This is a genomic window from Pseudoalteromonas sp. R3 (assembly GCF_004014715.1).
In the GTDB taxonomy this organism is placed as follows: domain Bacteria; phylum Pseudomonadota; class Gammaproteobacteria; order Enterobacterales; family Alteromonadaceae; genus Pseudoalteromonas.
The window spans coordinates 2,929,009-2,953,083 of record NZ_CP034835.1; the positions used below are offsets into that span (position 1 = coordinate 2,929,009).

Consider the following 24,075-nt stretch of genomic DNA (forward strand, 5'->3'; position numbering starts at 1 on the left):
ACAAACGTGATTGCGCGCGGCCATGACAACCCGGTTTGAGCCGGTGCGGTTGGCACGTAGTGTTTACTCTATTCAATCGTTCATGCAACAGGCGTCTTATGGCGCCCTCGCTTATCTCGTATTGAATGTTTTTTTGAAAAGGCTATGCTGCCAACTGTGATATAAAACAAACTTTATACCCTTAAGCCTTCTTAATTACTCATTTGTCCCTTAAAATGGGTTACTGGAAACAAGGATAACTTAAGGAATAACGATGTTTACCAATAAAAAACCCCAATTTTTACTGAGTGCGCTGGCACTGGTTGCCTGCTCTGCAACAGCGCAAAGCGATGGACTTATCCTCAAACAGGACAGCCTCAGAGACAACCTGCTGACTCAGGATAAACTGACAACCTTTACACCTGAGTTTCGTGGCACGCATTTTATTGCCACAGACAGTCAGGGCAGCATCATCTCGGGCAGCCAGGTACACAGTGCTCAACCTCAGATCAACGCACCAGACAGCACTAAGTACATCACTTTTGATGTGATCAATAACGACGGAATAAAAGCCACCTACTACGGCACCCCGTCACTGGATTTCAACGGCTGGTACGGACACTGGGTCGATGTCACTGAACAAAGCGGCGATTTCGAGTTGACCATAGGAGATGGTACGGTGCCCAACCGCGCCTGCCAGCTGGCAGATGAGAAAGTTGATATCAGCGCTTTTGAGGTCGCGACTACCAGCCATGGCAGCATTAATCACCTGAATGATGGTGTCGTGGTCTACAGCTATAACCACGTCTGGTTTTCCAAAGAAAATCAGGAGTCAGTTTATGTGACTTTGCCTCAGGCAGAGGCGGTATCTAAAATCGCACTTGCCCAGGGCTACAATCACACCACAACCTGGATCACCACCAGCTGGAAACTGTTTGGTAGTAACGATCAACAGGTTTGGACACCCATTGGGTCAGGCGACAAGCCCGACTTCCCAGCTATGTCTGAATACTGTCTGGACTCAAAGGCACACTATCAGTACTACCGCCTTGATGTCTCAAATGATCTGGGCAATTACCTGAGCTTAGGTGAACTGGAACTGTTTAAGTAAAAAGTACAGAGTACAAAACTTGCTGGCCCCAGCCGCGTGGTCAGCAAGTCGTCTGGCCGTCAAATAGCAACATTTGACTTAGCCTGACATCTGCAACCTACTAACGACTCTGTTGAGGCATCACAACTTGATCCCGGCCATTTTGTTTAGCCTGATACAAACATTGATCGGCACATTTAAATGCTGCATCTGATGTACCCAGCTGCTGTACCTTCATCGCATGGCTGACACCAAAAGAGGCGGTAACCTGAAGCGTGGTGTCCCCAAGTTTAAACGGTGCCTCTCTCAGTGCATTCACCATATTTTGGGTAAATGCCCGAAAGTCATCACGTTCTTTAGCCACCATCAGGAATTCCTCGCCGCCCCATCGTACAAATAACTCATCATCGGCAACAAACTTTTGTAGCCGTGTTGCGGATTCGGCTAGCACCGCATCTCCTTTGTCGTGGCCAAAATTGTCGTTGATCTGTTTAAAATGGTCGAGATCAATCACCACCAGACGGTATAGTGTATCGGTGTTCAGTCTTTTCGGTTTTGCCATTTCCTGCTGATATAAACGACGATTGGCCGCTTTAGTGAGGGGATCAACAAAACTCAAATCGTACAAGCGGCGGTTATCTTTGCTTACCGCTCTGGCCCTCAGTGCCAGCCATCCAGCCCCGGTGAGCGCCAGAACTAACCACAAGACCAGTAATCTGAAGCGTTGTTTATCAAGTAAAAGCTCAAGGTTAGATAACCGGCTTTGCGCGCTTAACAGGTCACGCTCCTGAGCAATTTGTTGCACTTCCAGGGCTGTATCCAGCGCAATCAGCTCATTCATGATCATGGCTTTTTCCTCTACCCTCACCTCTTTAAGCAGTGCCAGTGCCGCTGCGGCCTCGCCCTGACTTTCCAGTACTTGTGCCAGAAAAAGCCGACTTTTGAGCAGCCAGCGTGTGTGTTTAAGCAGGCTAAACACCGCTACCGCTGACTGAGTTGCCGATTGCGCAGCATCAATTCGCCCGCCAGCATAATGTGCCAAGCCCAGCTCCAGTAGGCAGATCCCATGCTGCATCGGGTATTGCTCAGTACTGGTCATACTGGTGCAGCGGGTGGCTTTTTCCGTAGCTCCATCCAGATCTTTCTCCAGGTTAAGTAGTCGGGCCTCATTTTTGAGTGCAACAACCCGATAGAAATCGCCGGAATTCTCGTTCAGGTAACTCAACGCCTGCTCAAATTTCTCTCTGGACTGGCTGGCTTGGCCGGCACGGTTGTGAGCAAAAGACTGATTAAACAAGATCATCGACATGTATTCAGGGGTGGCGCCGGCATAACTTCCATAGAGCGCTTCTGCCTGACTCAGATACTTTAACGCGTTGTGCCATTGCTCCAGGTGTACATACAAGAGCCCAAGGTTATTATGTAAAAGGCCATGCAGCCGGTTATCAGGCCATGCGTCGACCTGTTTAATCCCTTTGAGAAAATACTGCTGCGCTTTAACCAGTTCATTGGTTGCGTTAAGAACCACACCCGCCGTATTGTAAAGCTCTGTTAAAAGAAACCCCACACCGTGCTTTTGCGCGAGCGTCACCCCTTCGACAATCGCTGTACGCGCCGTGTCGAGATCACCTAGCCTTAGCGCTACTTTTGCCCGAGCCTGTGCAACCCAGGCTTGCAGCCAGAAGAGCTGATGTTTTTGTGCCAGCTCAGAAAGCTGCTGGTCCAAGGCAGCACGTTCGCTATCGTCGCTCGCTGCGCGCCTGCGAACCCACAGTACATACACCGTTTCGATTGGCTTTAAACCTGAGTTCTCTTGTTGCCACTGCGCCAGTTGCTTTAACGCAGCCTGCGGTGAGTGAGCAGCCAAGCCATAAATGTCAAGCAGCGGGTGCAATGGGTCCTGCTGCTTTAATTGTTCCTCGGGTGGTAATACCGGGGGTATGTGAGCTGGCCGCTGCGCATTGGCACCGTGCAACCAAAAGGTATCCAGTGTTGCAACTATCAGCATAGAGACAAAAAATAAACTCAGCGCGAGAAAGGCTTTTTTATACATGACCCAGGTCACTCAGGGATAATTGCTAAAGTATACAATAAAGTGACTGACTAGCCATGAAACCGCGCTGTCTGTTAGCTGATGGCCAAAACCAACCCACATTGCTTATTAAACAGGCGGTTTTGGCTTTTTACCTTGAGCTTCACTCAGTGCCACACCCCAACGCTCATCTCCGAGGTAAATCCGGGCCCAAATGCAGCAAGCAGGCTGGTATCGCCGTGTCTTGCAGAGTCAAAAGTCCGCTTTAAAACATCAATGACTGCTACGCTGGAGGTGTTACCTGTTTCAGCCAGGCAAGCCCGGGAGCGGGCCACCATATCTGGCTCAAGCGACAAACACCGCACCAGCTCATCAAGAATACGTTTTCCACCGGTGTGAAAAATCGCACTATCAACCTGGTTGGCATCGCGCGACAGGCTGCGTCTGCAAAATGATTGCAGATAAGGTGCAACATGGGGAATGGAGTGCATGACCTGCTTATCCAGAGAAAACTTAAAGCCCTGATGGGTAATATCGTATTCGATGTAAGGCAGTGTATCTTTGATGGTAACACTTTGATTATTGGTCAGCTTGAGGCCAGATACCTGGCTGTCACCACGCATGACCACAGCGGCAGCGCCATCGGCAAACAGCGCATCACTAATAAAGTCCTGTAAACGGTTGGCTTCTCGATGAAAACACAATGAGGAGGTTTCAACACAGACGATCAGCACATTACTGTTTCTGCGGGTCTGGCAGTATTCAAATGCCCGACCAATCGCCGAGGCCCCCGCCACACAGCCTAGCTGCGCAATCGGGATTTGCTTGGTTTCATTAGGTAAACCCAGTCGATTGATCAAATGCGCAGTCAATGAGGGCATCATAAAACCAGTACAAGACGTAGTTATCACCATATCGACGTCTTCCGGCTGCACCCGGGCATTTTCCATCGCTTCTAATGCGACGGTTTGGGCCATATCAATGGCTGCTTCTTTGTAGCGAGCGGCACGCGCGCCAAAGTCCCCGAGCTTCACGACTTCTGTGAGCGGCAGGATCAGGTGTCGGTTCTTGACCTCTGTATTTTGGATCATTTCAAAAGCCCGCTGCTTGTAAGGGCTATCAGGGTGACAAACTTCAATGACGGTCATGATGTCATCAGCATTGACTAGGTGCTCTGGGTAGAAAGTCGCGGGTTTGCATAATGTGGTCATGTTGTATCTCCTTTTGAATTCATACAAAAAGACCCGACCCACAAAAATAAATTTCACAAAAATAAAAAATAAAATTAACAACAGGGGTTCTTGAAGAAAATATCTTTGGCTTTAAAAATCAATTTATTAAAATAAAAATCAGCAAAAACGTTAAATTAAAGATCTAAAAAACAACAAAATTGAGACATAAAGTACCTGAAGAGAAACAATGAGGAATGCCATTAAACACCAGCGTTCAAGGCCATAGAGCATTTTCAGGAGGTCGCCACATCTGTAACAGGCGGTGCTCTGCCACAATTGCATTTTTCTGTTGCACATTTACCTAATTAAGGTAATTTATTGCTGTGCTCAATTGGGTGAGCACGTAACTTAAAGGAATAATTATGAAACTTAACTTCAAAAAGAAAGCGGTTAAAAACCTGACGCACACGGCAAATCAAATGCCACACCATGTAACACACCAGGTTGCAGGAGGTGCTTTTCCCGGACTAACAAACCATCACTGCTCTGCACTGGATATGTGTATAACAACGGATTGCTTTACGTTGGAATGTAACTTCCCATTATAAACGTTTGCTTCAGCACTGCCTGTTGGGCGTGTTGTGAATACAAGGCACTGGGACACGGATCCCATGCCTTGCATAATCGCAGTTTCTATTCAATCAATGCAGGCAACTGAGTGTGTGCGTTTAGTTGTGATAGAAGATACGTCAACACGGTATCCTTTCCTGTGCGGTAATCCTCCCAGCTCGGTGCTATATGTATGTCCGGATACACGGCATCACTTTGTACGTCTGAAAATGGATAGTACCGTTTCGACAAGCTGAACCGACGCCCCGAGTTTGGCAGCGAGAACACGCTATTTTCTGAAAACTGATTTGGGTCTCCTCCGGTTGGGGTGCCGACCACTGTGGCATTGAGGATTTGTCTGAACTGCACGGTATTGGTCATGGCAGCAGAAAAGGTTTCTCCATCTGATAAAACATAGACTCCCTGCATCCAGTCAATCTGATCCAGAGATTGCAAACATGCTGACAACGCCAGGCCCGAGTAGAAATTACCGCCACCGTTGCCTCTGAAATCAATAATTATAACGCGCGAATCCGCCGTCCTGAGTGTCGCCTGCAAGTCCTCACAATGCGCTATTATCTGCTCTAGTTTGGGATAAGACGTAAAGGCAAAGTAAGCGGCCTTATGCTGCCTCAACAGGCTCAATGTGATCCCTGGCATGCCAATACTCTGCGCGGTTAGCTCGGGCTCTGTGCGTGAATAAGCAGAGCTGAGTTTACCAAATTCACTCATACTAACGGGCGAAACCTGTACACTGACCTCCTCTTTCCCTGTACCAAATTTGAACAGCGCTGACTGGCCCTCTGCCACTATCTCAAGCCCAAGCAATAATTTATGTAAAGACAGGTAATACTCAAAGCTGGTTTTTTCACTGTACTGATTGTCTACGCCAGGCAAAGTAGCCGACAACTGAGCGTACAGCTCAGCCACACTCACCCCGTTGATAGAGCTAAGCTGAGCCCCAGCAAGTTGCGATATTTTGGCGTGGTGTCGATAACACGTAAGGTATCGCCAAAAAACTTATACCTAAATGGAAAGTGCTGGTGTGGCCCCGACATCATAAAGTAATTGCTGTGTCCGTCGCTTATTGCCCGGCTTATCGTCATTAGCCGGGTTTCGACCTGCGCTTCTGTGAGCACCGGCAGTTGTGTTTTGAGGCGCTCAACCCTTAGGTAAAAGTCTGCTTCTGCCAGTGTATGAAATGGCTGAATGTGTTGCGTTTTCACCTGCTGGACATAAAAGTCAATGTCTTCCAGCCAGGCTTGTTGCTCTGCCTGGGTAAGCGGTGAAGCGGCACCACCAAATGTAAAGCTGCCAAATATCAGCGCCATCAGAGCGTGTTTCATCGGTTAATTCCTTTTGTATAGTGTGACGGGGATACCCCAAACTGTCTTATAAATGCACGCCTGAAACTGTCATAGCTGTTAAAACCAAGCTTGCCCGAGACATGTTGCAGACTGATATTTTCTTCACAGAGCAGGTCGCGTGCATGATTCAGTTTCAGGGTCTTAAAGTAGTGACTGGGTGTACAATTCAGATGCTGCTTAAACAATCGTGTCAGTTGCCGCTCGCTGAGATTACAAAACTCAGCCATCCTGGATACCGTGACCGACTGATTAAGCTGGGTGCTCAACCAATCCATCAGCGGAGAAAGCTTCAAACTGTCGCCAGATTGCAATGCCAGGGCATCTGAATACTGATGCTGGTTTCCTGAGCGTTGCAGGTAGACCACCAGATCTTTCGCCACTTGTGCAGCAATACTGTTGCCATGATCCTCTCTCACAATAGCCAGTGCCAGATCAACACCCGACAGCACCCCAGCCGACGACCAGACATGCTGGTCCTGTATATACAGAGGATCCGCAGAAACGGTGCAATGTGGATGTTGCCGGGCCAGATTTTCGCAATAGCGCCAGTGCGTCGTCAGGGTCAATGCCTTGTCAGGAAAAAGCTGGGCCAACACAAACGCGCCGGTACAAATACTGAATACCCGTTCAGCTTTGCCTGCCAGCGCCGATAGAGCAGCAAGTTGTTGGGCGCTAAGCGTTAACGTCCGCATGCCACTGCCACCACAAATGATCAAATCATCCAGGTCAATATTATCGTCCAGCCCAAAATCGGCATGAACCTGTTGACCATAAGCCGTCCTGACCGGGCCGGACACTATGCTCAACAGCTTGCTCGCATAGGCATTTGGCACGCAGGCGTTGGCTTCCATAAAGGTATCCAACGGCCCAAATAAGTCCAGGGCCTGAAACCCATCCGCGATAAAATATACTTGTTTTCTGGTCATACCTTACTCCTTAGATGTCCATCATAACCGAACAAGCAGTGTCACTTAAGACACAAAATCGACAAAATCAGACACCATAACTGAGCGTCAGTTGCAACAACGGGTTGCGGCCAGACAGAAAAGTGAAAAGGCTTATTGCAGGAACTGATATCGGCTCAGTAACTTTTGATAGGCGGGGCTGTTTTTAAACTGCACCATCTTGAGGTTAAAGGCCTCTTTAAGCTCAGGATCTCTGAATGCAATTCGATAAGGTGACGCGGGAAATAAATGATGCACCGATACGTTGACCATCTGGTCACGACCAAGGATAGCCTTGCTCAGATAGTTAAATATATTAATATCCATAACGACTACATCGACTTTGCCCTGCAGCAGCAGCTCAACCTGTTTTTGCTGGTCGGGCAGCTCTATATACAAGGGGCTATTGGCGGTTGCGAGCTGATATTCCATCCCCAGGACCAGCGATGCATTTTGAAATCCAATCACAGCGTAATTCTCAAGTGCACTGATACTGTGCAGCTTTACGTTACGACTTTTTAAGCTAATTGCGGTGTTATGATAGGTAATATAGGGTTCAGACAGGACCGCTCCCGCTAAATCCATGCGCCGGTTCATGGTCAGTGCAACATCCACTTTTGAGGTTTTCAACAGAGAATTCGAGCGACCAAACGGCACGTAAACAAACTGCAGGTCATGGCCCAGCGCAGCAAAAATCGCTTTCACCATATCCAGTTCAAAGCCGGTATCTCCCTGCTCTATAACGTAAGGAGGTTTGGTCCAACCGACTGAAACATCGAGCTTATCCGCCACCGCGGCTTTACTCAAAGTCAGCCCGGATATCAGGATGCTACAGATAACAAGACATCGCGATATATTCATATCACCTACCAACTTCCTTCTATGTTTATTATTCTAGAGCCGTTTTCACGAGCTGCAATGACAATTCAGGGAAAGATATGCTCTTGTGCAATCGGGCAGTACCAGATCCGCTTCAAACATAAACGCCCCCGTATGGGCAACGCTTAGATGAATTCCACACGGGTAATTTTAATTATGATACTGCTTCACCGTCTTTAGACAGCGCCTCTTTCAGACGTTGTGCCAGTGCCTGACGTTGACCCGCATCATAACTGCTGCTATCTGGGTTGAGCTGCTCAGCAGCTTCCAGAATTAAAGGTTCCAGTGCGGCCATTTTTTCACTGAGTGCTTTTAACTTAAGCTGAGTTGCTGACCAGTGTTCAGCCTGAATTTTGACGATATCTCCCGACATGCTCACTCCGTATTATTGCCTGTTGTTCTGTACGTTATGCCACTCATAGTAAACTCCCTATGGTTACTGTAACTGTGGCAGATCCGCACGAATATACCAAGCGCCGTGGTAATAAAAAAAGCGGCAACCGGAGGTTGCCGCTTCGTGCCCCACAGCTTTGTTCTGGTAGTGTAAATACCAGAAATCAAAGACACTGTACTATTTTTGATTCTTCACCTGATTCGGGCGACCCAACCGACACCGGCCACCAGCGATTTTGATAAAAGCGACTTATCTCGCCCGTTTGTTGCCACTGAAATACGTACAGCCACTCATTATCGATCAACTGCCTGACCACCTCATGACGCTCAGCAATCTCTTTAATCGCAGATTTAGGTGCTGCCAGATAAACAGACAGGCGTAACACCTGATGCATCCAGTCGTATCCATTGTGTAACGACTGCATTGCAAGGCCGGTTCGCAAATCGCCGCCATTGCCCTCAAACACCCCGATGTTACCGCCCACCGCGTTATGCAACACCTTATTGCCACTGCCGAAGTGCAGATTATCTGTGGTCGAGGCGTTGTATTGCATGTTGATCCAGTGAGTCACCAGCATAGGGGCAGTCATTATGGCTTCCAGAATCTGATAGTCCGGATCCTGCTGATACTGGTAATCATGCAAAAAGCTACGCCCCTGTAAATCAATGCCCTGAGTCCAGCTACGGGGTGCAACGATAAATGCAGCATTGTTTGCCAGCCCCCACTCAGGACGAGTCTGAGACCAATCCAGGCTGCGAGCTATCAGGGCCTGATCCAGCGCTTCCCGACTTGCATCAGCCAACTGAATATCCAGCTTTGCCGCCCGCTCTTTTTGTGCCGCCGTCGTAGCGCCCTCAAGCCATGACGTAATCTGCGCGTCCGGCTTTTGATCATAACAACGAATATGATCTGTGGTGGTATTGTGCAGTGCCGCTACAAATTTTGTCTGCTCTGGGATCTCAATCCCCAGCTCAGGTAATGCCGCACGCACCGCCTTGTCATTGAGTAACCAGGCCAGCACTTTGACATTTACTTCCCCACTTTGTCCACCGCATGCACCGCACCCAAGTCCCGCTTCCTGCAAGTTGTTGGCAGAGTGGCTGCCATGCCCAACTAACAGCACAGTGGGAGCGAACTGCTCAAACCCCATTGCCTTCAGCACGCCAGCGGCCAGACCCGCCTTTTGTTGTGCGCTCAGTTCCTCTCCATTTTGTGTCAACGACCAGTCCTGACTGTTCGTCAGCTTATCAACCGGATGGGCCTGTTCAGATGCAAAGAAGGCTTTTTTCAGTAATTTAAAGGTATCCAGCCAGCCTGCCGATTCCACCATAGAGAATGAGGCCGTGGCCGATTTAGAAAATGCCTGCCAGCGGGCGCCTGCATTGAGCGAAGCGGCGCCATGTTTATCTGCCTGGCCATGAGAGGCCACCAAACTTGGTAACAATAAACCCGGGCACTGAGGGCGGTTCACATCAGCCTGTTGCACCTGATATGAAATCGGTAAACCAAAGAAGCCTGCAAACCCCATCGTCTGTATGCTATCGCTTTGCGCTTCCAGTGCGCGACGATAAACCTCAGAACGTACATCGATACAAAATGCGGCTTGACACTGTATGGCCTGTAGCGGCTGATTTGCCGAGCGACTCAGTGCCTTGTGTAGCTGATGCTGATAACTCAGCTCTGCTGCTCTGGCCCAGATCCACAGTGGTTTTTGTTGCGTTAGATGTTGCGCCGGCTGCTCTGACAGCAGTGCGAGAGATTGCTTCCATTGATGCGCCAAAGTAGTAAAAAATGTCGGGGAATGAGCTTGCTGGTAACGCCATAGCACCAGCTCCCACGCCATACGAATAGCAAGCAGATCCTGCATTTGATCCTGTGGCTCACCTTTAAGCTCGTTTTGCCAGCGTAAATAGGCAACCCAGGCGCCCCATCCGCTCACATCCAGCAACAACGCGTGTGCATACAACTCAACCTGGTCGTCCCGCACCCCAAAGGTATCCAGCGCTTGTGCTATCAAAACACCCGGGTCGTCTGGTAACTGTTTAAAATAGCGATGCAGATCGGGTTCATCCAGCACGATACTGATACCGCGATCACGCTGACTAACCGCCAGCCAGTGCGTGTACAGAGCAGGCTGCGCATTGCTGTGCTCACGATGCAACATGGGCTGAGCTTGTTGAAAATGCGCAGCACAGAACTGGCTGATCTGATGAATGATTTCATCTTTACAGGCCATTTTGTGACGCGCCCTGTGCTCATCCAGTAACGCCGAAAAAGACTGCCAGGGTGCCAGCTCTGGCGCACGTTCCAGTGCCTGAACCAGCTCACCTACACTCATACTTTGCCCCGATTCTGCCAGCGCCATGTGTAGTGCCTGCTCGCTGATCAGATCACGCCGATACCAGTCCAGATAATCGCTGGGGGGCATCAGCATTGAAATACCCGCCAGCGCGCTAAGCCGTGCGCTGACCTGTTCAATGCGCTCATTGCGCATTGGCCAGTAGGGGCTGACTGCTATCATCTGGTCCAGCGGCCAGCTGGGTGCCAACTTCTGGCAAGCAGCCTGGACAGACATCCGCTGTGCCTGCGTAAGAGTGCGAATATCACTTGCCATGTTAAGACTCCTGAATTAATCCATACGGGCGCTTGACGGCGCGTTGCGATTTGACTGGGGCTGGCAGCTTCACCGGCCACACTTTCAATGTCAGCCGGGTCCACCACTCATCCAGATACAATCCGGCAAACAGCACCACAGACAGGCTTTGTACCTTAGGGTGTGCTGCTCGGTAGGTTAGTAGCCAGTTCAGTACAAACAGGCTTGCAAACAGCGCCAGCACCACACTATCCGCCACACTCAAAGGCGCTTCATGCAGCGCCACATTAGCAAAGACGGTCTGCGCCAGCAGGGTTTTCAGGGCAGCATAACTGGCCAGCAATAGCACACTGAGCGCCACCACACCTGCCCATGGCAAACTATGGTGCGCACTGCTGCGCTGTGCCAGCAGCAAGGTTAGCGACATGGCCAGTAAGGCCCACATACTCAGGGCTGTGCCCTGGCCCACCAGCCAATAGGTTACAGCAACCAGGCTGACACTCAGCAGCGCTGCGCCCAGCCAGCGGGTCAAAGACGGGGTGACAGGGACTGCCAGACGTGCCTGGAGGTTTTCGCGAACTGCGTTCCCTGAATTAAGAAAAGCGTGAGCCTTGTAGGCAGAGTGAGCCAGTAAATGTAACAGCGCCAGCTCGTAAAGACCCAACGCACATTCAACCAGCATCAGACCCATCTGTGCACTGGTTGACCAGGCCAGGCGAACCTTAACACTCACCCGGGTTGTCATGATCAGCGCCGCCAGGACCGTTGTCAGGCCACCGGCAAGCAGCAAGAGCCACTGCGCAATAGCGACTTGCATGACCACAGGTGCAAACACTATCATTAAAAAACCACCCAGATTGATAACACCCGCATGTAACAGGGCACTGACTGGCGTAGGCGCTTCGACCACCTGCATCAGCCAGCCATGTACCGGCAACTGCGCACATTTGATGAGTGCGACGAGTACCAGAGATACTGCGGCAATCTGGGTGTAAACACTGACTTCAGGGTTGGGGGCCTGATAATATGCCAGAATATCGGTCAACAAAAAGGTGCCGTGAGCCTGGTATAAACACAACACGGCAATACACAGCGCCAGTTCGGCCAGGCGTGCCAGAATAAATTTTTTGTGCGCGCCCAGGGCTGCACGGGGACGCTCAGGATAGAAAAGTAACAGCTGATGCAAAGCCAGGCTGATCAGCGTCCAGCCCAGTAAAAACAGCAGCAAGTGATTGCTCAACACCACCAGAGACACCGCTGCCAGCGTGCCAGGCAACCAGCGCCAGTAAACATTCAGGCGCGGCTCACCAGCCATATAGTTAAGAGAAAAGCGCATCAAAATGACGGCCATAAATATCACAAGGGCAAACATGAACAGTCCCAGTGAAGTGACATGAACCCAGTGGGTAAAGGCACTGTCGGGAAGTATCTTAGTGTCGACGCCCTGCCCTGCAAGGGCTGCGACCAACAAAACCAACAACCAGCCAGAGAAGACGGTTACAAACCGCTTGCCGATGCGTTCGGCTCGGCCGCAGTACCAGGCACTGAGCGCAAAACTGAGCGTGATGACGAGCATCATCATTAATGATATTGACATAATTATCCCACTCCATTCAGAACGGGCTCAGTATGTCAGACGTTGAAAGATATAAAAAAAATATATATTCTAACTAAACCATATATTTTTTATAACTATTGAATGAGCCGCCTCAACTACCACCACCTCTACTATTTCTGGCGTGTTGCCAAAGCTGGCAGCCTGACGCAGGTTGCTCAGGATGTGCACATTTCTCAGTCTGCCCTGTCAATCCAGATTAAGCGGTTGGAGCACACGATGGGCGTCTCATTATTCGAAAAACAGGGCCGCAGACTAATCCTGACTGATGCAGGCAAACAAGTATTGGTGTACGCCGACGATATTTTTTACAAAGGTGAAGAGCTGGAGTCCTTTTTATTGAAAGGTGTAGCGACCGAACGACAACACCTGTCCATTGGCGTGCAAACCACCTTGTCGCGAAACTTTATCGAAAGCTTTATCAGCCCCTTACTCTGTGATCCTCACATCAGCTTTACCCTGACCACCCGGGATATGGATACTTTGCTGCAAGGGTTAAGTAATCATGAATTGGATCTGGTTCTGACAAACCGCCTGGCCAGTCAGGATGAAGCACGCTGGCATACGCAGCTGGTATCGCGTCAGCAGGTTGCCATTGTAGGCCCAAAAGGTGCCAGTATCAGCAGTGAATTTCCGACAGGGTACGATAAGGTACGCTGGGTACTACCGGGACCCACCACTGAGATCCGCTCAGCTTTTAACGCCCTGTGTGCAGCACATGAGTATAAGCCGGATATTCAGGCCGAAGTCGATGACATGGCGATGCTGCGACTGCTGGCCAGAGACAGTGGCGCCCTGGCGGTGTTACCCCCGGTGGTTGTCAAAGATGAAATTGCCCAGGGCCTGCTGGAGCAGTATCAAAGTAAACTGCCCATTTATGAGCACTTTTACGCCATTACCACATCCCGAAAATTTATCCCTCAGGCCTTGCTGGACTTGCTCAAACAGCCTCTGGCATAACAACGTAAAGTGTTGCTTTATGGATATAAAACAGACAACATAGCAATATCTACACAGTCATAAGGACAGATGATGGCGACCTTGAGCAGTAAGATCCGAGCAGATCGTCCCCACACTTTCTCCAGCCCGTTATTCAAACAATTTGAAAGCGACCGCAACCGCATCATCACTTCGGCTGCTGTGCGTCGGCTGCAACAAAAAACTCAGGTGTTCCCACTTGAGCGCAACGCAGCCGTTCGCTCCCGGCTAACTCACTCTTTGGAAGTGCAGCAGGCCGGTCGCTATATCTGTCAGCTGATCTGTGAATTACTCGCTCAACAGGATAACCATCAGTCTTTGAACTGCGAGTACCAGCGTATGCTTGAGTCCATTGTTGAAATGGCTTGCTTAATGCACGACATAGGTAATCCGCCTTTTGGCCACTTTGGCGAGGCAGCTATCAGTGACTGGCTGGACGGCCACATTGATGAGCTATTCAAACGGCTCTGCGGGCACGCAATGCGTCCTGACATACTGAGAGATCTGACCCACTTTGAGGGCAATGCGCAGGGGATCCGCCTAGTACACACTCTGCTTAACCTAAACCTCACCTACTCACAGGTGTCTGGCATTATGAAGTACACCCGTTGTGGTACCGAAGCCCCACCAGAACAGCAGCAGTCACTGGGCTATCTTAAGAAAAAAGTGGGCTTCTATCTCAGTGAACAAGGTTATATTGACAGGCTTGCACATGCATTACACATTGCGCCAGGCTGCCGGGCACCTTTTTCCTATATCATGGAAGCCGCCGATGATATTTCCTACGGCATGGCCGACCTTGAAGACGCAGTAGAAAAGAACATACTGAGTTATCCGCAACTCCAAACCGCTCTACTCGACACCTATGCGGCACTCAGCGCACACTTACCCGAGTCAGATCGGGGGCTAATGGCAGACATGATCCAGGTAGCCACGCGCCGTAGTGAAAAAATCGCAGGCAATCAGAGTCAGTTCTTTGTCTTTTTGCGGGTTGAGGTAAACCAAAAACTGCCAAAGCATGCGGCTGAGCAGTTCGTAAGTAACCTGGATGCGGTGACGGCTGGCCACTTCAATCAGGCGCTGATTGAAGATGGCAGCGCCTGCCACCTGCTTATCAAAACCTTTAAACAGGTTGCCAAAAAGTGGGCCTTTTCTCACCCTGAGGTTGAAGGACGTGAGTTGCAGGGCTATCGGGTTATCAGCGGTTTGCTCAGTATTTATGAACCACTACTTCACCTGAGTAAGTCGCAGTTTGCACAGCTGATGGACATTCCACTCCCTTCAGATACGCAAGTCCCCGCTATCTCAATCTATTCCGCCAGACTGTTTAAAAAGCTCCCCGAGAAACACAAACAGGCTTATCGAAATGCACTTTACAGCGACACCATGAGTGCCGCCATACCCGATATCGCAGAGCAGGAATTTTATCTCAGGGTCCGATTGGTTATTGACTATATCAGCGGCATGACCGACCAATTTGCCTTCGATGAATATCGGGCATTTCAGGTTATTGACGAAATTTAAGTGGGGACCAATGTCCTGTACGCTCTTTGCACTGTTTTGTTATGGTCAGCCGAAGGTGCGCCACAAGATAAATTTAAAATTTGTACAAATAACACTAGACAGACCCTGTGAGTCCCTGTAGAGTGAAGGCCGCTAGAAAGAAAGTCGATATTTACATCCTACAATTCGTTGTTTTACACCGCGTAACACAACCTGCAGTATTTAAGTTTCACCTCTACTTTTGATGCATTCACACCTATCGAAGGTTAATTTTTATTTATATTACAGGTTAATACTATGTCTAACACAGTTACTGGTACAGTTAAGTGGTTCAACGAGTCTAAAGGTTTTGGTTTCATTTCTCAGGAAAATGGCCCTGACGTATTCGCTCACTTCAGCGCTATCCAAGGCGACGGCTTCAAAACTTTGGTTGAAGGCCAGAGCGTAGAATTCACAGTGTCTCAGGGTCAAAAAGGTCCTCAGGCAGACAAAATCGTAGTTCTTTAATTACTACGCATTTTGCAGAAAAAGCGAGCTAAGGCTCGCTTTTTTCGTTTCTGCCCTTTCTATCTTTCCCCTGTTACATGAAAAGCTGCATGAAAAATATACACCTTAATAAATTTGTCACGCCCCTCTGAGCTGCTAGCCTTGAGAAGACAACTCAAGGAGAGACATCATGAAAGCACGGATTGCGCTCATTAGCGCTGCACTGGGTTTATGCTGCCCGGTTTTTGCAAATACCCCAGACACTTCAACCTTATCCAGCCAATTTTATTATGATGGCTTGATCATGGCGCCTGATGGCCGTGGCTATTTTGGCCAGCAATGGCTCGAAAACGCCGCCGAGGTCACCCTGTACCCTAAAAATGGCAATACCGCCATATGGACACTCACGTTAACCAACGGTCAGGGCCTGCCCATAGTCGGCGAGCCGGTTAAGATTAGTTCAGCGCCTTTCACCCTGACCACGTCACAATGGCGCGACCCGGCAGGTATGGCCGCCCGATTTAGCAGCAGTGTGCGCGCTAAAGTTCTGACCCGGATTGAACAAGGTCTGTTTCGTTTGAAAGCGCCCTATGACGTTTCCGCCCCCCTAACAGATGCCAAAGGCCAGGTTGTTGTCTCGATTAACAATTTTCATAGCTGTGGCAACGACACTACGCCAGGCACAGACCAATTCATCGCTCAAACCAGCACCCAGCAGCTCAAATTAAAAGTGAAATGCGCAGTCACTGGGCTGGTTGCTATCCCGGACACGCCGTCGCAGGGGCTGACAACGTCAGGATTGGTAGGCCGTCATTTACACCCAGACTTACTCACGGCGCTGCAAAACCTGGGGCGAGCCTGGCATGCCCAGCCCGATAAGCCAGCAGGTATGCCCGATCACTTAACCATTACTGGTGCCACCATGCGCTGGGGTGGTATAAACCCGCCGCACTTTACCCATAAGTTTGGTGGTACAGTGGACATTCGCCCGATTGGTACGCAAAGTGGCCCCGTCAGTGTCGGCGACGCGGCGTATGACCGTCAGGCAACACAAAGTCTGGTGGATGCGCTGGTCCAGCTGGGCGCCACCCAGATCATCTTTGCCGATAACCTCACTGGTGTAACCCAGGTCAAAGCCAATCACAAAAACCACCTGCACGTAAGCTTTCTGAGCGAGCCACTGGAACCCTGGCATCATGATGAGTCAGATAGCGATGACGAAGGCCTGCACTGGCACGACTATGAAGGCATCTATGATATCCGGTATTTTATCCCCGAGGTAAAACAGCTTAAACCTGACGCATTTGAATTTAACTTGAAAAGATAAACAGCGAAGACGGGCTGCGGTTAATCCGGCCCGTCATTGCTTTGTTATTGCCGATAGCATGTTGCCGATAGCGATTTCAGCAAATGAGCAGCTTGCCAAACAGGCGTGCGTCAGAAAAAGTGCCATTTTTGTAGATTGCCTTACGACGTACCCCTTCAAATTCAAAACCCGCTTTTTCCAGCACCCGCTCAGAGCGAGCGTTTTGTGCGAAAACCACCGCTTCTAATCGAACCAGGTCTGTGGTGGCTTCAATTTCGTCTATTAACAACTGCAATGCCCGACCGGTAATGCCTTTGCCCCAGTACTCCTCGGCCAGCCAGTAGCCAATTTCTGCGCTGCGACAATACTCAAAGGTGCCCTGACGCGCTCCGATGCATCCAACCAATGCACCGTCCAGAATAATCGCTCGGGTAAGTCCTTCCTGACTGCCCGTGTTGATCCACCACTGCGCATCTTCCGCGGTGTAGGGAGAAGGGACTTTTGGTGACAAAAAGTGCACCGTCGCCGGATTATTTAAATTGCTAACCAGGCTTGATTCATCGGCAGGTTCAAATGGTCTGAGTGATAACATGTAAGCCCCTTAGCGAATGGATAAAAATTAGAAACATCCATCCTACTTTGCATTACCTGTTACGACAACTGTCTTTTTCAACAATTACTTATGCTGTTGGCTAAAACATACGGGCGATTGCCGCCCGTATTAACTAAGAGGGGTTAGAGTGGCCTCACTTGTCGGATCCTGACAATCGCCAATGTGGCTATGACCAACACAAATACAGCACTGACCAGCAATTTCCACAGGCTATTTTGTGTCTCCATGGCTTGTGCTTCAAACAGCGGAAAGTCTTCCACATCCTGACGTGTCACCGGCTTGTCGAAAAACAGAAAATCATAGAAGAAATGGCGAATGGTCTGATGATATTCAGCCACCTGCTGTCGATATTGCAACTGATAACCACTGCTGGTATTGGCAAGTTCGTTCAGGGTGAGCTGGAAAAACAGTGCCGGAGACAATAGGCTAAGTGATTGCAGGCGCGCCTGACGTGCCTGATTGTTTTTTATGTTCTCCTCAACAATGGCCTGTACCGCAAGGTCACTCATGTGCTGCTGCGCGTAGTACCACTTCCAGTCAAATGCCTCACCCAGCGGGGCCGTATCCTGCCAGGCGGGTTCGTGCGTCAGAAACTCATTGAGCGTGGCTTGTTTGTCTTTGTCCCAGCCATCATTAAGCGTCATACGTTGTTGCAGTGTTATCTCAAGGGGCGCATCACTTTGGTACTGTGCAGACAAGTATAAGTGCACAGCGCCCGGCACCAACAGTGCCAGAACAACCCAGCTGCTTAGATAAGCCAGGCTATTGACCACGCTGTTTTTGCCAAAGCTCATGATCAATGCAGCCAGCGCAAACCAGAACACCATATACAGGCTGGTTGCCCCCAGTACAACCCAGAATAAGGTATCAAAAGGCAAAGACAGTATCACAGCGGCACTGACCAATAGGATAACCACCAGCAACCAGATCACTGCAAACCTAAGCGCGATTTGTTTGCCTAGCAGCCTGAAGGCGCTATTAGGCAACGCATTGAGCAATCGCCAACGGCCAGCATGCTGCTCGTCTGAGAGCAGAGTAACCGTCAGAATTCCTATCACCAATGGCAGAAAGTAAACCAGTACAAAGCCAAGATCCAATCCGCCAGCCCGTTGCTGAGCCGGGTTGACAATTTCGCGATTGAAGATCTGACTTTGCAGTGCCGTGGCACGTACTTTAGACGCCACCATAGAAGACGGTGTTTCCCCCACAAACAGCGCAGCCCAGGGGCTCAGCTTCCACTCTGTTGGTGCACTGGCGTAATATGCCAAAGAGCCCGCAGCCGGCAGTGTTTCGCGGCTGTTCACATGTTCCCGCTCCTTCTGAAATACTACCATAGATTTATACTGGTCGATACGCACCGACTTGTAACCGAGCGCGCCCTGATAAACGGCAAACACACCCGATACGATAAATAACACCAGAACCAGCTTGTTGATGGTACCGGCAAACAAGCGTTTGCATTCAAGTTTAAACAGCAGCATAAATCCTCCTCTGCATCCCATTTGAGTTCAGGAAAATATACAGCGCCATCACAGCCAGCAGCGGTAAAACCCAGGCCAGAGAAACAGCACTCAGTGACCAGCTTAGAGTTGGCATAGTGTAGTGAAATGCATCAAACTCCTGCCAGTAGGACTTATCAACGCGTTGTGCTCTGTCGTTGTGATGATGGATCTCATTAGTGTGCAACTGATTCAGTTTTTGAATACGCGCGTATCTGTGTGCCTCTGCTTGCTGTTCAAAGTCCAGGAAGTGGCGGGTATCGGTGCGCGTCAGTGCCATGGAAAAGTCACGCACAAACAGATAAGGGTTAACCCAGTAAAACTGACTGACAAACTGCCGCTGTGCATCAAACTGGGCAACCTGCTGTTGATAGTGCTTTTTGTAAATCTCGGCGTTGAGTTTCTCACCTTCTTGCATCACCAATCCTTTGTAGTTAACGGGTAGCTCCTCTACCGAAGACACACCATACTTTTTCAGCGTTTCTTCGCGGAATTTACTAAAGTACGGATCGTCCGGGTTGTGACTGTCGCCCACTTTGCGGTTATCCAGTTTAATCGCCAGCTCAAAGTCATTACGCTTTTGATGGGGGTACTGGTGATGGGCAAATTCTGCCAGCATGCGCGGCATCAGAATAGTCAGGATAAACCACACCGAAGTTAGCAGTACAAGTGCCTGTTTGGGGGCTTTTACCAGACTCGACACCAGCAAAGTCACGGCAATCCAGAACAGGCAGTAAAGCAGATAAGCCCCCAATAGCAACAACAGCCTTAACGGTGCTTCTGAAGAGAATTGCGCGCCTGCGCTGGCCGCCATGCCCAGTGCTAACACAAACACGGGTAAAATAAAGATCACAGATAAGAACAAGTAACTGAAGCTTTTTCCTGTCACCAGCGCACGGAATGACACGCCCATCGACATCAACTGCCGTAATGTGCCACTTTTTTGCTCGCCACTGACACTGGCAAACCCCAGTGCAATGATAAGCAACGGCCAGATGATCAGCAAAATATTGGCGCTACTGAGCTCGGAAAAGCGCAGCAGGGTTCCACCGTCCTGATCGTTTGCAAAGTTTGCACTATTTTGTTTGTGTGCTTCCAAAAAGATACTGTCGCCGACCCAGGCGTTCACACCCAGGTCAAAAAAGCTCAGCGCACTGGGCGGGCGAAATGCAAAGTGACCAAAATGCGCGACCCGGTGTGGGTGTCTGTCGGGCTGTGCATTCCACTGCTGCTCGACGATTTCCTGCGCTTTGGTTTGGGTATGGACACTTTGCTGGTACTGCTGCCACCCTGTAAACAAGGCAACCGCCAGCAATAGCTGAGTCATAAAAAAGAGCAACCACAGGCTCGGGCTTTTACGCTTACTGGCCAGTTCATGGCGACAGATCTGCATTATTTTATTATTCATATGTCAGACAATTCCTGTTTCTACATCGACAAGTCAGCCTTAGCTGGCTGCTCGCATGACGGCTTTCCCTGAAATGAGTTCATGGTAAGTGGTTTCTAAACTGCTCAGAGGCAATTGATTGTTATCCAGCAGAGTCAGTAACTGACCCTTATCCATAATGCCGATTTTATCTGCCAGCGTGTGGGCACAGTAAAAGTCGTGCGTGACCATCAATATGGCCGCCCCTTTTTTTGCCAGCCGCTCAATGATGCCAATGAATTCCAGTGTTGCACTCGGATCCAGGCCTGAGGTTGGTTCATCCAGTAACAGAACTTTAGCCTGACGCATAATCGCAAATGCGATACCAACCTTTTGTCGCATGCCTTTTGAATAATTTTTTAATGATTGTTTGCGGGCATTTGGTTCCAGGCCGGTTTCGTCCAGCGCTGCGTGGATCTGTGTGTCACTGACCGTCAATCCGGACAGACTGGCAAGGTACTTGAGGTTCTCAATGGCATTAAACTCCTGATACAGGTTTACCTGTTCAGGCAAGTACACCAACTTGTCTTTACAGCTGACACTTTGGTGCACATCGATACCGTCGATCAGTGCCTGACCGCTGTCAGGCTGAAGGAAATTAAGAAAAATATTGAGTGTGGTACTTTTTCCAGCACCATTGGCACCCAGCAGACACATGATCTCTCCCTGTGCCACTTTAAAGCTCAGATCGGTGATCACCTGCTTATCCGCAAAGGACTTGTTTAACTGTATGGCTTCTAACACTAAGAATACTCCCTGATACGATAAAAACCGCGCACGCCCAAGCCTGCTAGCGTGTCAGCCTGGTTGAGCATGAACGGTTCGAATAGACGCAATTAACGTCACGTTTAGTTATAACATAACATCAAAATACTAAATAGGAACAGTTTTTATTTACTAATGCCATTAACCGGTTGGTACCAGAAAACTTGCGGTGCCTGTAAACGCGCCGCCTTCGACGTGGATCTGGCCATTCTTATAATAGACGAGGTTGTCAGACAATCGCTTCTTACAATGCTTAGGAAAGAACCCTTCAAAGCGAACTTCTTCTGTCGTATTGATAGTACGTTTAAACTTAATGTCTAAGTCTCTGAGGTAGACTTCCCCTACCTTTTCGGTCAACTGGTTATCCCAGCATCCGTAAATAATCCCCAACTGGGAAATCCAGATCATGGCGCTTTGTGCGCTAAAATGAAAACGGCCATCTCCGGGCATTTGAAAATGCTCAACATTAATACGACCGTCAATATAACCGGGCTCCAGAGAGACAGAGCTAAAAGACATGCGCTCTTCACGCCAGCCATTTTCGAGGTAGTCTGACATATAAGCGCGCTGCTGCGCTTGGGTTAGTTGAATCATGGTTAATCCTTACTTTGATGTAGATGGGCTGGTTGTTTGAATTTCAGAATTAGCGCCGGGCGCTGCCATAAACACAGTGTTCAGTACTGCGGTTAAGGCACCGATAGCAATCAGGCAATACCAGACGAGATTGGCACTGAGTGCCGCATAGTCAAAAGCAACCCCTACCAGGGCGCTCCCTGTAATCAAGCCGATACCGGCAAACAAGTAGAAAAACCCGTAATGTGTTGCAACAGATTTCCCCTCAGCCAGCACCGAAATTTGGCTCATGATAAACGGAAAGCTCACCATGGTACCGAGTGTGAATAGTATGGCCAGTAAGCTCATAGGCAGGTAATACATAACCCCCGACTGATATGCCCAGTTTGGTATCAAGGTTGCAAATGACAGTCCCATCAGGGCAATCCCTATGCTGATCCACTTTTCGGGCGACAACCAGCGCTCACACAGGCGTGTTACAGGAAATTGCAAAACAATGGCGATAAGTGCGCACAAGGTCAGCACCCAGGCCACCTCTTTTGGCTCTCCTGACTGCGTCACCAGGTGCAGCGGAATGGCAAATGAGATCTGATTGATCAACATAAAATACCCAGACATGATGGTGGAAAATAACAAGAACTTCCGATTTCCCAGTACACCTGCAATCATTACCGATATGCCTCCCCCCTCAGATGCTGATTTTATATTGCTGCTTGCTTGCGCCTGTTTGCCCGGCAGTAACACCGCAAAAAGCAAAGCAAAGAGCGCAAAAGGCAGTGCAGATACCACACACAACACATCAAAGCTGACGCTCAATAATATAAGCCCACATACGGGCCCCAATAGTTCACCGCCATTTCTTGCAACCCCGACCAGGGCAAACATCTGGGCACTGCTGAGCTCAGTTTGTTTGGAAAAATAAGACTGTGCAGAGGGTGTAAATAGTGCCCCCGCAAAGCCGGTTAAAAAGGCAGCTAAAAACAGTAACTCTGTCACCTGTGAAAATAAAAACAGACAAAAACCCAGCGCTCTCAGCAAACAGCCTGCAACGATGGGCTTTTTAACCCCAAACAGATCGGCCAATAATCCACCGACCAGAAACAGACCTTGCTGGCAAAAAGAGCGCACACCCAAAACCAGTCCAACCAGGGTGGCGCTCAGCAGCAAGTCTTGCTTGAGGTAGCCCGCTAAAAACGGGATCAGCATGTAAAAGCCCAGATTAAATACGAATGCCGCTACGAGCATGCAGCGGTACTCAACGCTGAGCTTCAGATAAGACGTAAACATCGACATAGCCGCTAAACCGGTTTTTGCGCAATCAAAATAGAATGGAAGTTATCGGCGTAAGTCTGGATTTTTAGTTTCAGTTGAAATGGCCCCAGACCAGCCTCATTGATACTCGGATACAATAAAGTGCGCAGATTAAACGCGGTGCGAACGACCAGCTGAGCACCCGGACGCATTTGCTCGTACAAGTGCGCAATGATTTTGTCTTTTAACTGCTCATCTCCGACCAAAGCAGCAAGCCAGATCACATCATACCGAGCCAGATCGGCCTGTTCACAGATATCATTGTGAATGAAACCCATCTGATTGCCAGCAGACAGCGCGCTACACACCTGCTTGCCAAGCATCAGGTCGTCGTACTGAATATCGAGGTTATCAACCTCTAACCCGGCACCATGTAATGCCAGTGAAGTCAGCGGCAAAGCACCAGAACCAACCATCAACACCCGCTTTGCCGGTTCATCGGCCAATGAGTGTATGGCATTAATTTCCAGACCTGTAGCACGTCGATAGTGTTTGAAGTAAGGGTACTGTTCTCGTAACACCTGTTGCGGCGCTGTGCTGGTCACAATACGCTGTGCCCAGTACCGCTCATACATGCTGGATGCCAGACTAAACAAGTGCTGTATCTGAGGTTTGATGGCCTTGATGTTTGCCTGAGCAAGTACCTGCTCGGCAAATTCACTGCCATGTTCATTGGACAGCAAACCTAAAAACCGATCGAAGACGGCCATTGATTCGTCATTGATGGTCAACCTCTCCATAGTATGAATTTGTTCATAAACGTCCACAATTTGCGAGGCGTGGATCCCTACCTGATTCGCTATAGTCATAAGTGAGTCGCTACTGTACTGTTCCGATTTTATGTTATAACATAACTTATGAGTTATTTATCTGTAAACAAATTTATTCAATAAATTTTAATTAACTGAGCCACTTAAAAACCCATTGAAACAAATAATTTA

The 24,075-nt window shown here is 49.3% G+C and carries 22 protein-coding genes; 6 read left to right on the forward strand and 16 right to left on the reverse strand.

The features are described 5' to 3' along the window. Positions 1-253: 253 nt before the first annotated feature. Entirely contained in the window at positions 254-1,090 is an 837-nt protein-coding gene (locus tag ELR70_RS17870) for a hypothetical protein (RefSeq protein ID WP_054015771.1), read from the forward strand. 100 nt (positions 1,091-1,190) lie between these two features. On the opposite strand, the gene ELR70_RS17875 is transcribed toward ELR70_RS17870, so the two are convergent. Together ELR70_RS17875 and ELR70_RS17880 are read right to left on the reverse strand one after the other, a co-directional pair. Then, positions 1,191-3,122: a GGDEF domain-containing protein gene (locus ELR70_RS17875; RefSeq protein WP_054015770.1), complete on the reverse strand. Its 1,932-nt coding sequence runs from the start codon at positions 3,120-3,122 to the stop codon at positions 1,191-1,193. Positions 3,123-3,268: 146 nt separating this feature from the next. Further along, on the reverse strand, positions 3,269-4,312 hold the full coding sequence (locus ELR70_RS17880) for a type III polyketide synthase (RefSeq protein ID WP_054015769.1): 1,044 nt from the start codon (positions 4,310-4,312) through the stop codon (positions 3,269-3,271). Between the two features lie 383 nt (positions 4,313-4,695). Between ELR70_RS17880 and ELR70_RS17885 the strand changes: the two genes are divergently transcribed. Continuing rightward, complete coding sequence (locus ELR70_RS17885; RefSeq protein WP_128064659.1) at positions 4,696-4,881, forward strand: hypothetical protein; 186 nt, start codon at positions 4,696-4,698, stop codon at positions 4,879-4,881. An 85-nt stretch (positions 4,882-4,966) separates the two neighbouring features. On the opposite strand, the gene ELR70_RS17890 is transcribed toward ELR70_RS17885, so the two are convergent. The 7 genes from ELR70_RS17890 to ELR70_RS17915 all read right to left on the reverse strand — a co-directional run bounded on the left by ELR70_RS17890 (position 4,967) and on the right by ELR70_RS17915 (position 12,656). After that, a complete protein-coding gene (locus ELR70_RS17890) occupies positions 4,967-5,812 on the reverse strand; it encodes a S41 family peptidase (RefSeq protein WP_241566319.1) in 846 nt (281 codons plus the stop codon). 2 nt (positions 5,813-5,814) lie between these two features. Further along, the gene (locus ELR70_RS25495; RefSeq protein ID WP_241566320.1) at positions 5,815-6,228 is read right to left on the reverse strand and encodes a hypothetical protein; all 414 of its coding nucleotides are present in this window, start codon (positions 6,226-6,228) and stop codon (positions 5,815-5,817) included. Further along, positions 6,225-7,175, reverse strand: coding sequence for a helix-turn-helix domain-containing protein (locus ELR70_RS17895; RefSeq protein WP_054015767.1), 951 nt, complete (start codon positions 7,173-7,175; stop codon positions 6,225-6,227). The genes ELR70_RS25495 and ELR70_RS17895 overlap by 4 nt, the downstream gene beginning before the upstream one ends. A gap of 132 nt (positions 7,176-7,307) precedes the next feature. Then, positions 7,308-8,054, reverse strand: a complete 747-nt coding sequence (locus ELR70_RS17900; RefSeq protein WP_054015766.1) for a transporter substrate-binding domain-containing protein — start codon at positions 8,052-8,054, stop codon at positions 7,308-7,310. Between the two features lie 172 nt (positions 8,055-8,226). After that, positions 8,227-8,445, reverse strand: a complete 219-nt coding sequence (locus ELR70_RS17905; protein WP_054015765.1) for a hypothetical protein — start codon at positions 8,443-8,445, stop codon at positions 8,227-8,229. Positions 8,446-8,629: 184 nt separating this feature from the next. Continuing rightward, positions 8,630-11,080, reverse strand: a complete 2,451-nt coding sequence (locus tag ELR70_RS17910; RefSeq protein ID WP_054015764.1) for a DUF2309 domain-containing protein — start codon at positions 11,078-11,080, stop codon at positions 8,630-8,632. Between the two features lies 1 nt (position 11,081). After that, positions 11,082-12,656: an NADH-quinone oxidoreductase subunit L gene (locus ELR70_RS17915; protein ID WP_054015763.1), complete on the reverse strand. Its 1,575-nt coding sequence runs from the start codon at positions 12,654-12,656 to the stop codon at positions 11,082-11,084. Between the two features lie 102 nt (positions 12,657-12,758). Between ELR70_RS17915 and ELR70_RS17920 the strand changes: the two genes are divergently transcribed. The 4 genes from ELR70_RS17920 (at position 12,759) to ELR70_RS17935 (ending at position 16,968) form a co-directional block, all read left to right on the forward strand. Next, positions 12,759-13,634: a LysR family transcriptional regulator gene (locus tag ELR70_RS17920; protein ID WP_054015762.1), complete on the forward strand. Its 876-nt coding sequence runs from the start codon at positions 12,759-12,761 to the stop codon at positions 13,632-13,634. Between the two features lie 69 nt (positions 13,635-13,703). Continuing rightward, entirely contained in the window at positions 13,704-15,176 is a 1,473-nt protein-coding gene (dgt, locus tag ELR70_RS17925) for a dGTPase (RefSeq protein WP_128064660.1), read from the forward strand. 276 nt (positions 15,177-15,452) lie between these two features. Further along, complete coding sequence (locus ELR70_RS17930; protein WP_010385841.1) at positions 15,453-15,662, forward strand: cold-shock protein; 210 nt, start codon at positions 15,453-15,455, stop codon at positions 15,660-15,662. Positions 15,663-15,831: 169 nt separating this feature from the next. Next, on the forward strand, positions 15,832-16,968 hold the full coding sequence (locus ELR70_RS17935; RefSeq protein ID WP_054015760.1) for a hypothetical protein: 1,137 nt from the start codon (positions 15,832-15,834) through the stop codon (positions 16,966-16,968). A 76-nt stretch (positions 16,969-17,044) separates the two neighbouring features. Here the strand turns inward: ELR70_RS17935 and ELR70_RS17940 are convergent, their stop codons facing one another. The 7 genes from ELR70_RS17940 to ELR70_RS17970 form a co-directional block, all read right to left on the reverse strand. Further along, a complete protein-coding gene (locus ELR70_RS17940) occupies positions 17,045-17,539 on the reverse strand; it encodes a GNAT family protein (protein ID WP_054015759.1) in 495 nt (164 codons plus the stop codon). A 143-nt stretch (positions 17,540-17,682) separates the two neighbouring features. Then, complete coding sequence (locus tag ELR70_RS17945) at positions 17,683-19,041, reverse strand: DUF3526 domain-containing protein (protein ID WP_054015758.1); 1,359 nt, start codon at positions 19,039-19,041, stop codon at positions 17,683-17,685. Beyond that, positions 19,028-20,467, reverse strand: coding sequence for a DUF3526 domain-containing protein (locus ELR70_RS17950; RefSeq protein WP_054015757.1), 1,440 nt, complete (start codon positions 20,465-20,467; stop codon positions 19,028-19,030). The genes ELR70_RS17945 and ELR70_RS17950 overlap by 14 nt, the downstream gene beginning before the upstream one ends. A gap of 39 nt (positions 20,468-20,506) precedes the next feature. Continuing rightward, positions 20,507-21,229 carry an ABC transporter ATP-binding protein gene (locus tag ELR70_RS17955; protein ID WP_054015756.1) on the reverse strand — a complete coding sequence of 241 codons (723 nt, stop codon included), beginning with the start codon at positions 21,227-21,229 and terminating at the stop codon, positions 20,507-20,509. 162 nt (positions 21,230-21,391) lie between these two features. Next, positions 21,392-21,844, reverse strand: a complete 453-nt coding sequence (locus ELR70_RS17960) for a hypothetical protein (protein WP_054015755.1) — start codon at positions 21,842-21,844, stop codon at positions 21,392-21,394. Positions 21,845-21,853: 9 nt separating this feature from the next. Further along, complete coding sequence (locus tag ELR70_RS17965) at positions 21,854-23,116, reverse strand: MFS transporter (RefSeq protein ID WP_235577105.1); 1,263 nt, start codon at positions 23,114-23,116, stop codon at positions 21,854-21,856. A 5-nt stretch (positions 23,117-23,121) separates the two neighbouring features. Continuing rightward, positions 23,122-23,943, reverse strand: coding sequence for a nicotianamine synthase family protein (locus tag ELR70_RS17970; RefSeq protein ID WP_054015754.1), 822 nt, complete (start codon positions 23,941-23,943; stop codon positions 23,122-23,124). Positions 23,944-24,075: the final 132 nt, after the last annotated feature.

Coding starts and splice junctions, on each gene's coding strand:
- ELR70_RS17940 (WP_054015759.1), bottom strand. CDS start 17,539: ATGTTATCACTCAGACCATTTGAACCTGCCGATGAATCAAGCCTGGTT.
- ELR70_RS17930 (WP_010385841.1), top strand. CDS start 15,453: ATGTCTAACACAGTTACTGGTACAGTTAAGTGGTTCAACGAGTCTAAA.
- ELR70_RS17870 (WP_054015771.1), top strand. CDS start 254: ATGTTTACCAATAAAAAACCCCAATTTTTACTGAGTGCGCTGGCACTG.
- ELR70_RS17895 (WP_054015767.1), bottom strand. CDS start 7,175: ATGACCAGAAAACAAGTATATTTTATCGCGGATGGGTTTCAGGCCCTG.
- ELR70_RS17875 (WP_054015770.1), bottom strand. CDS start 3,122: ATGTATAAAAAAGCCTTTCTCGCGCTGAGTTTATTTTTTGTCTCTATG.
- ELR70_RS17920 (WP_054015762.1), top strand. CDS start 12,759: ATGAGCCGCCTCAACTACCACCACCTCTACTATTTCTGGCGTGTTGCC.
- ELR70_RS25495 (WP_241566320.1), bottom strand. CDS start 6,228: ATGAAACACGCTCTGATGGCGCTGATATTTGGCAGCTTTACATTTGGT.
- ELR70_RS17905 (WP_054015765.1), bottom strand. CDS start 8,445: ATGTCGGGAGATATCGTCAAAATTCAGGCTGAACACTGGTCAGCAACT.
- ELR70_RS17950 (WP_054015757.1), bottom strand. CDS start 20,467: ATGAATAATAAAATAATGCAGATCTGTCGCCATGAACTGGCCAGTAAG.
- ELR70_RS17910 (WP_054015764.1), bottom strand. CDS start 11,080: ATGGCAAGTGATATTCGCACTCTTACGCAGGCACAGCGGATGTCTGTC.
- dgt (WP_128064660.1), top strand. CDS start 13,704: ATGATGGCGACCTTGAGCAGTAAGATCCGAGCAGATCGTCCCCACACT.
- ELR70_RS17945 (WP_054015758.1), bottom strand. CDS start 19,041: ATGCTGCTGTTTAAACTTGAATGCAAACGCTTGTTTGCCGGTACCATC.
- ELR70_RS17970 (WP_054015754.1), bottom strand. CDS start 23,943: ATGACTATAGCGAATCAGGTAGGGATCCACGCCTCGCAAATTGTGGAC.
- ELR70_RS17900 (WP_054015766.1), bottom strand. CDS start 8,054: ATGAATATATCGCGATGTCTTGTTATCTGTAGCATCCTGATATCCGGG.
- ELR70_RS17915 (WP_054015763.1), bottom strand. CDS start 12,656: ATGTCAATATCATTAATGATGATGCTCGTCATCACGCTCAGTTTTGCG.
- ELR70_RS17960 (WP_054015755.1), bottom strand. CDS start 21,844: ATGATTCAACTAACCCAAGCGCAGCAGCGCGCTTATATGTCAGACTAC.
- ELR70_RS17935 (WP_054015760.1), top strand. CDS start 15,832: ATGAAAGCACGGATTGCGCTCATTAGCGCTGCACTGGGTTTATGCTGC.
- ELR70_RS17965 (WP_235577105.1), bottom strand. CDS start 23,116: ATGTCGATGTTTACGTCTTATCTGAAGCTCAGCGTTGAGTACCGCTGC.
- ELR70_RS17885 (WP_128064659.1), top strand. CDS start 4,696: ATGAAACTTAACTTCAAAAAGAAAGCGGTTAAAAACCTGACGCACACG.
- ELR70_RS17880 (WP_054015769.1), bottom strand. CDS start 4,312: ATGACCACATTATGCAAACCCGCGACTTTCTACCCAGAGCACCTAGTC.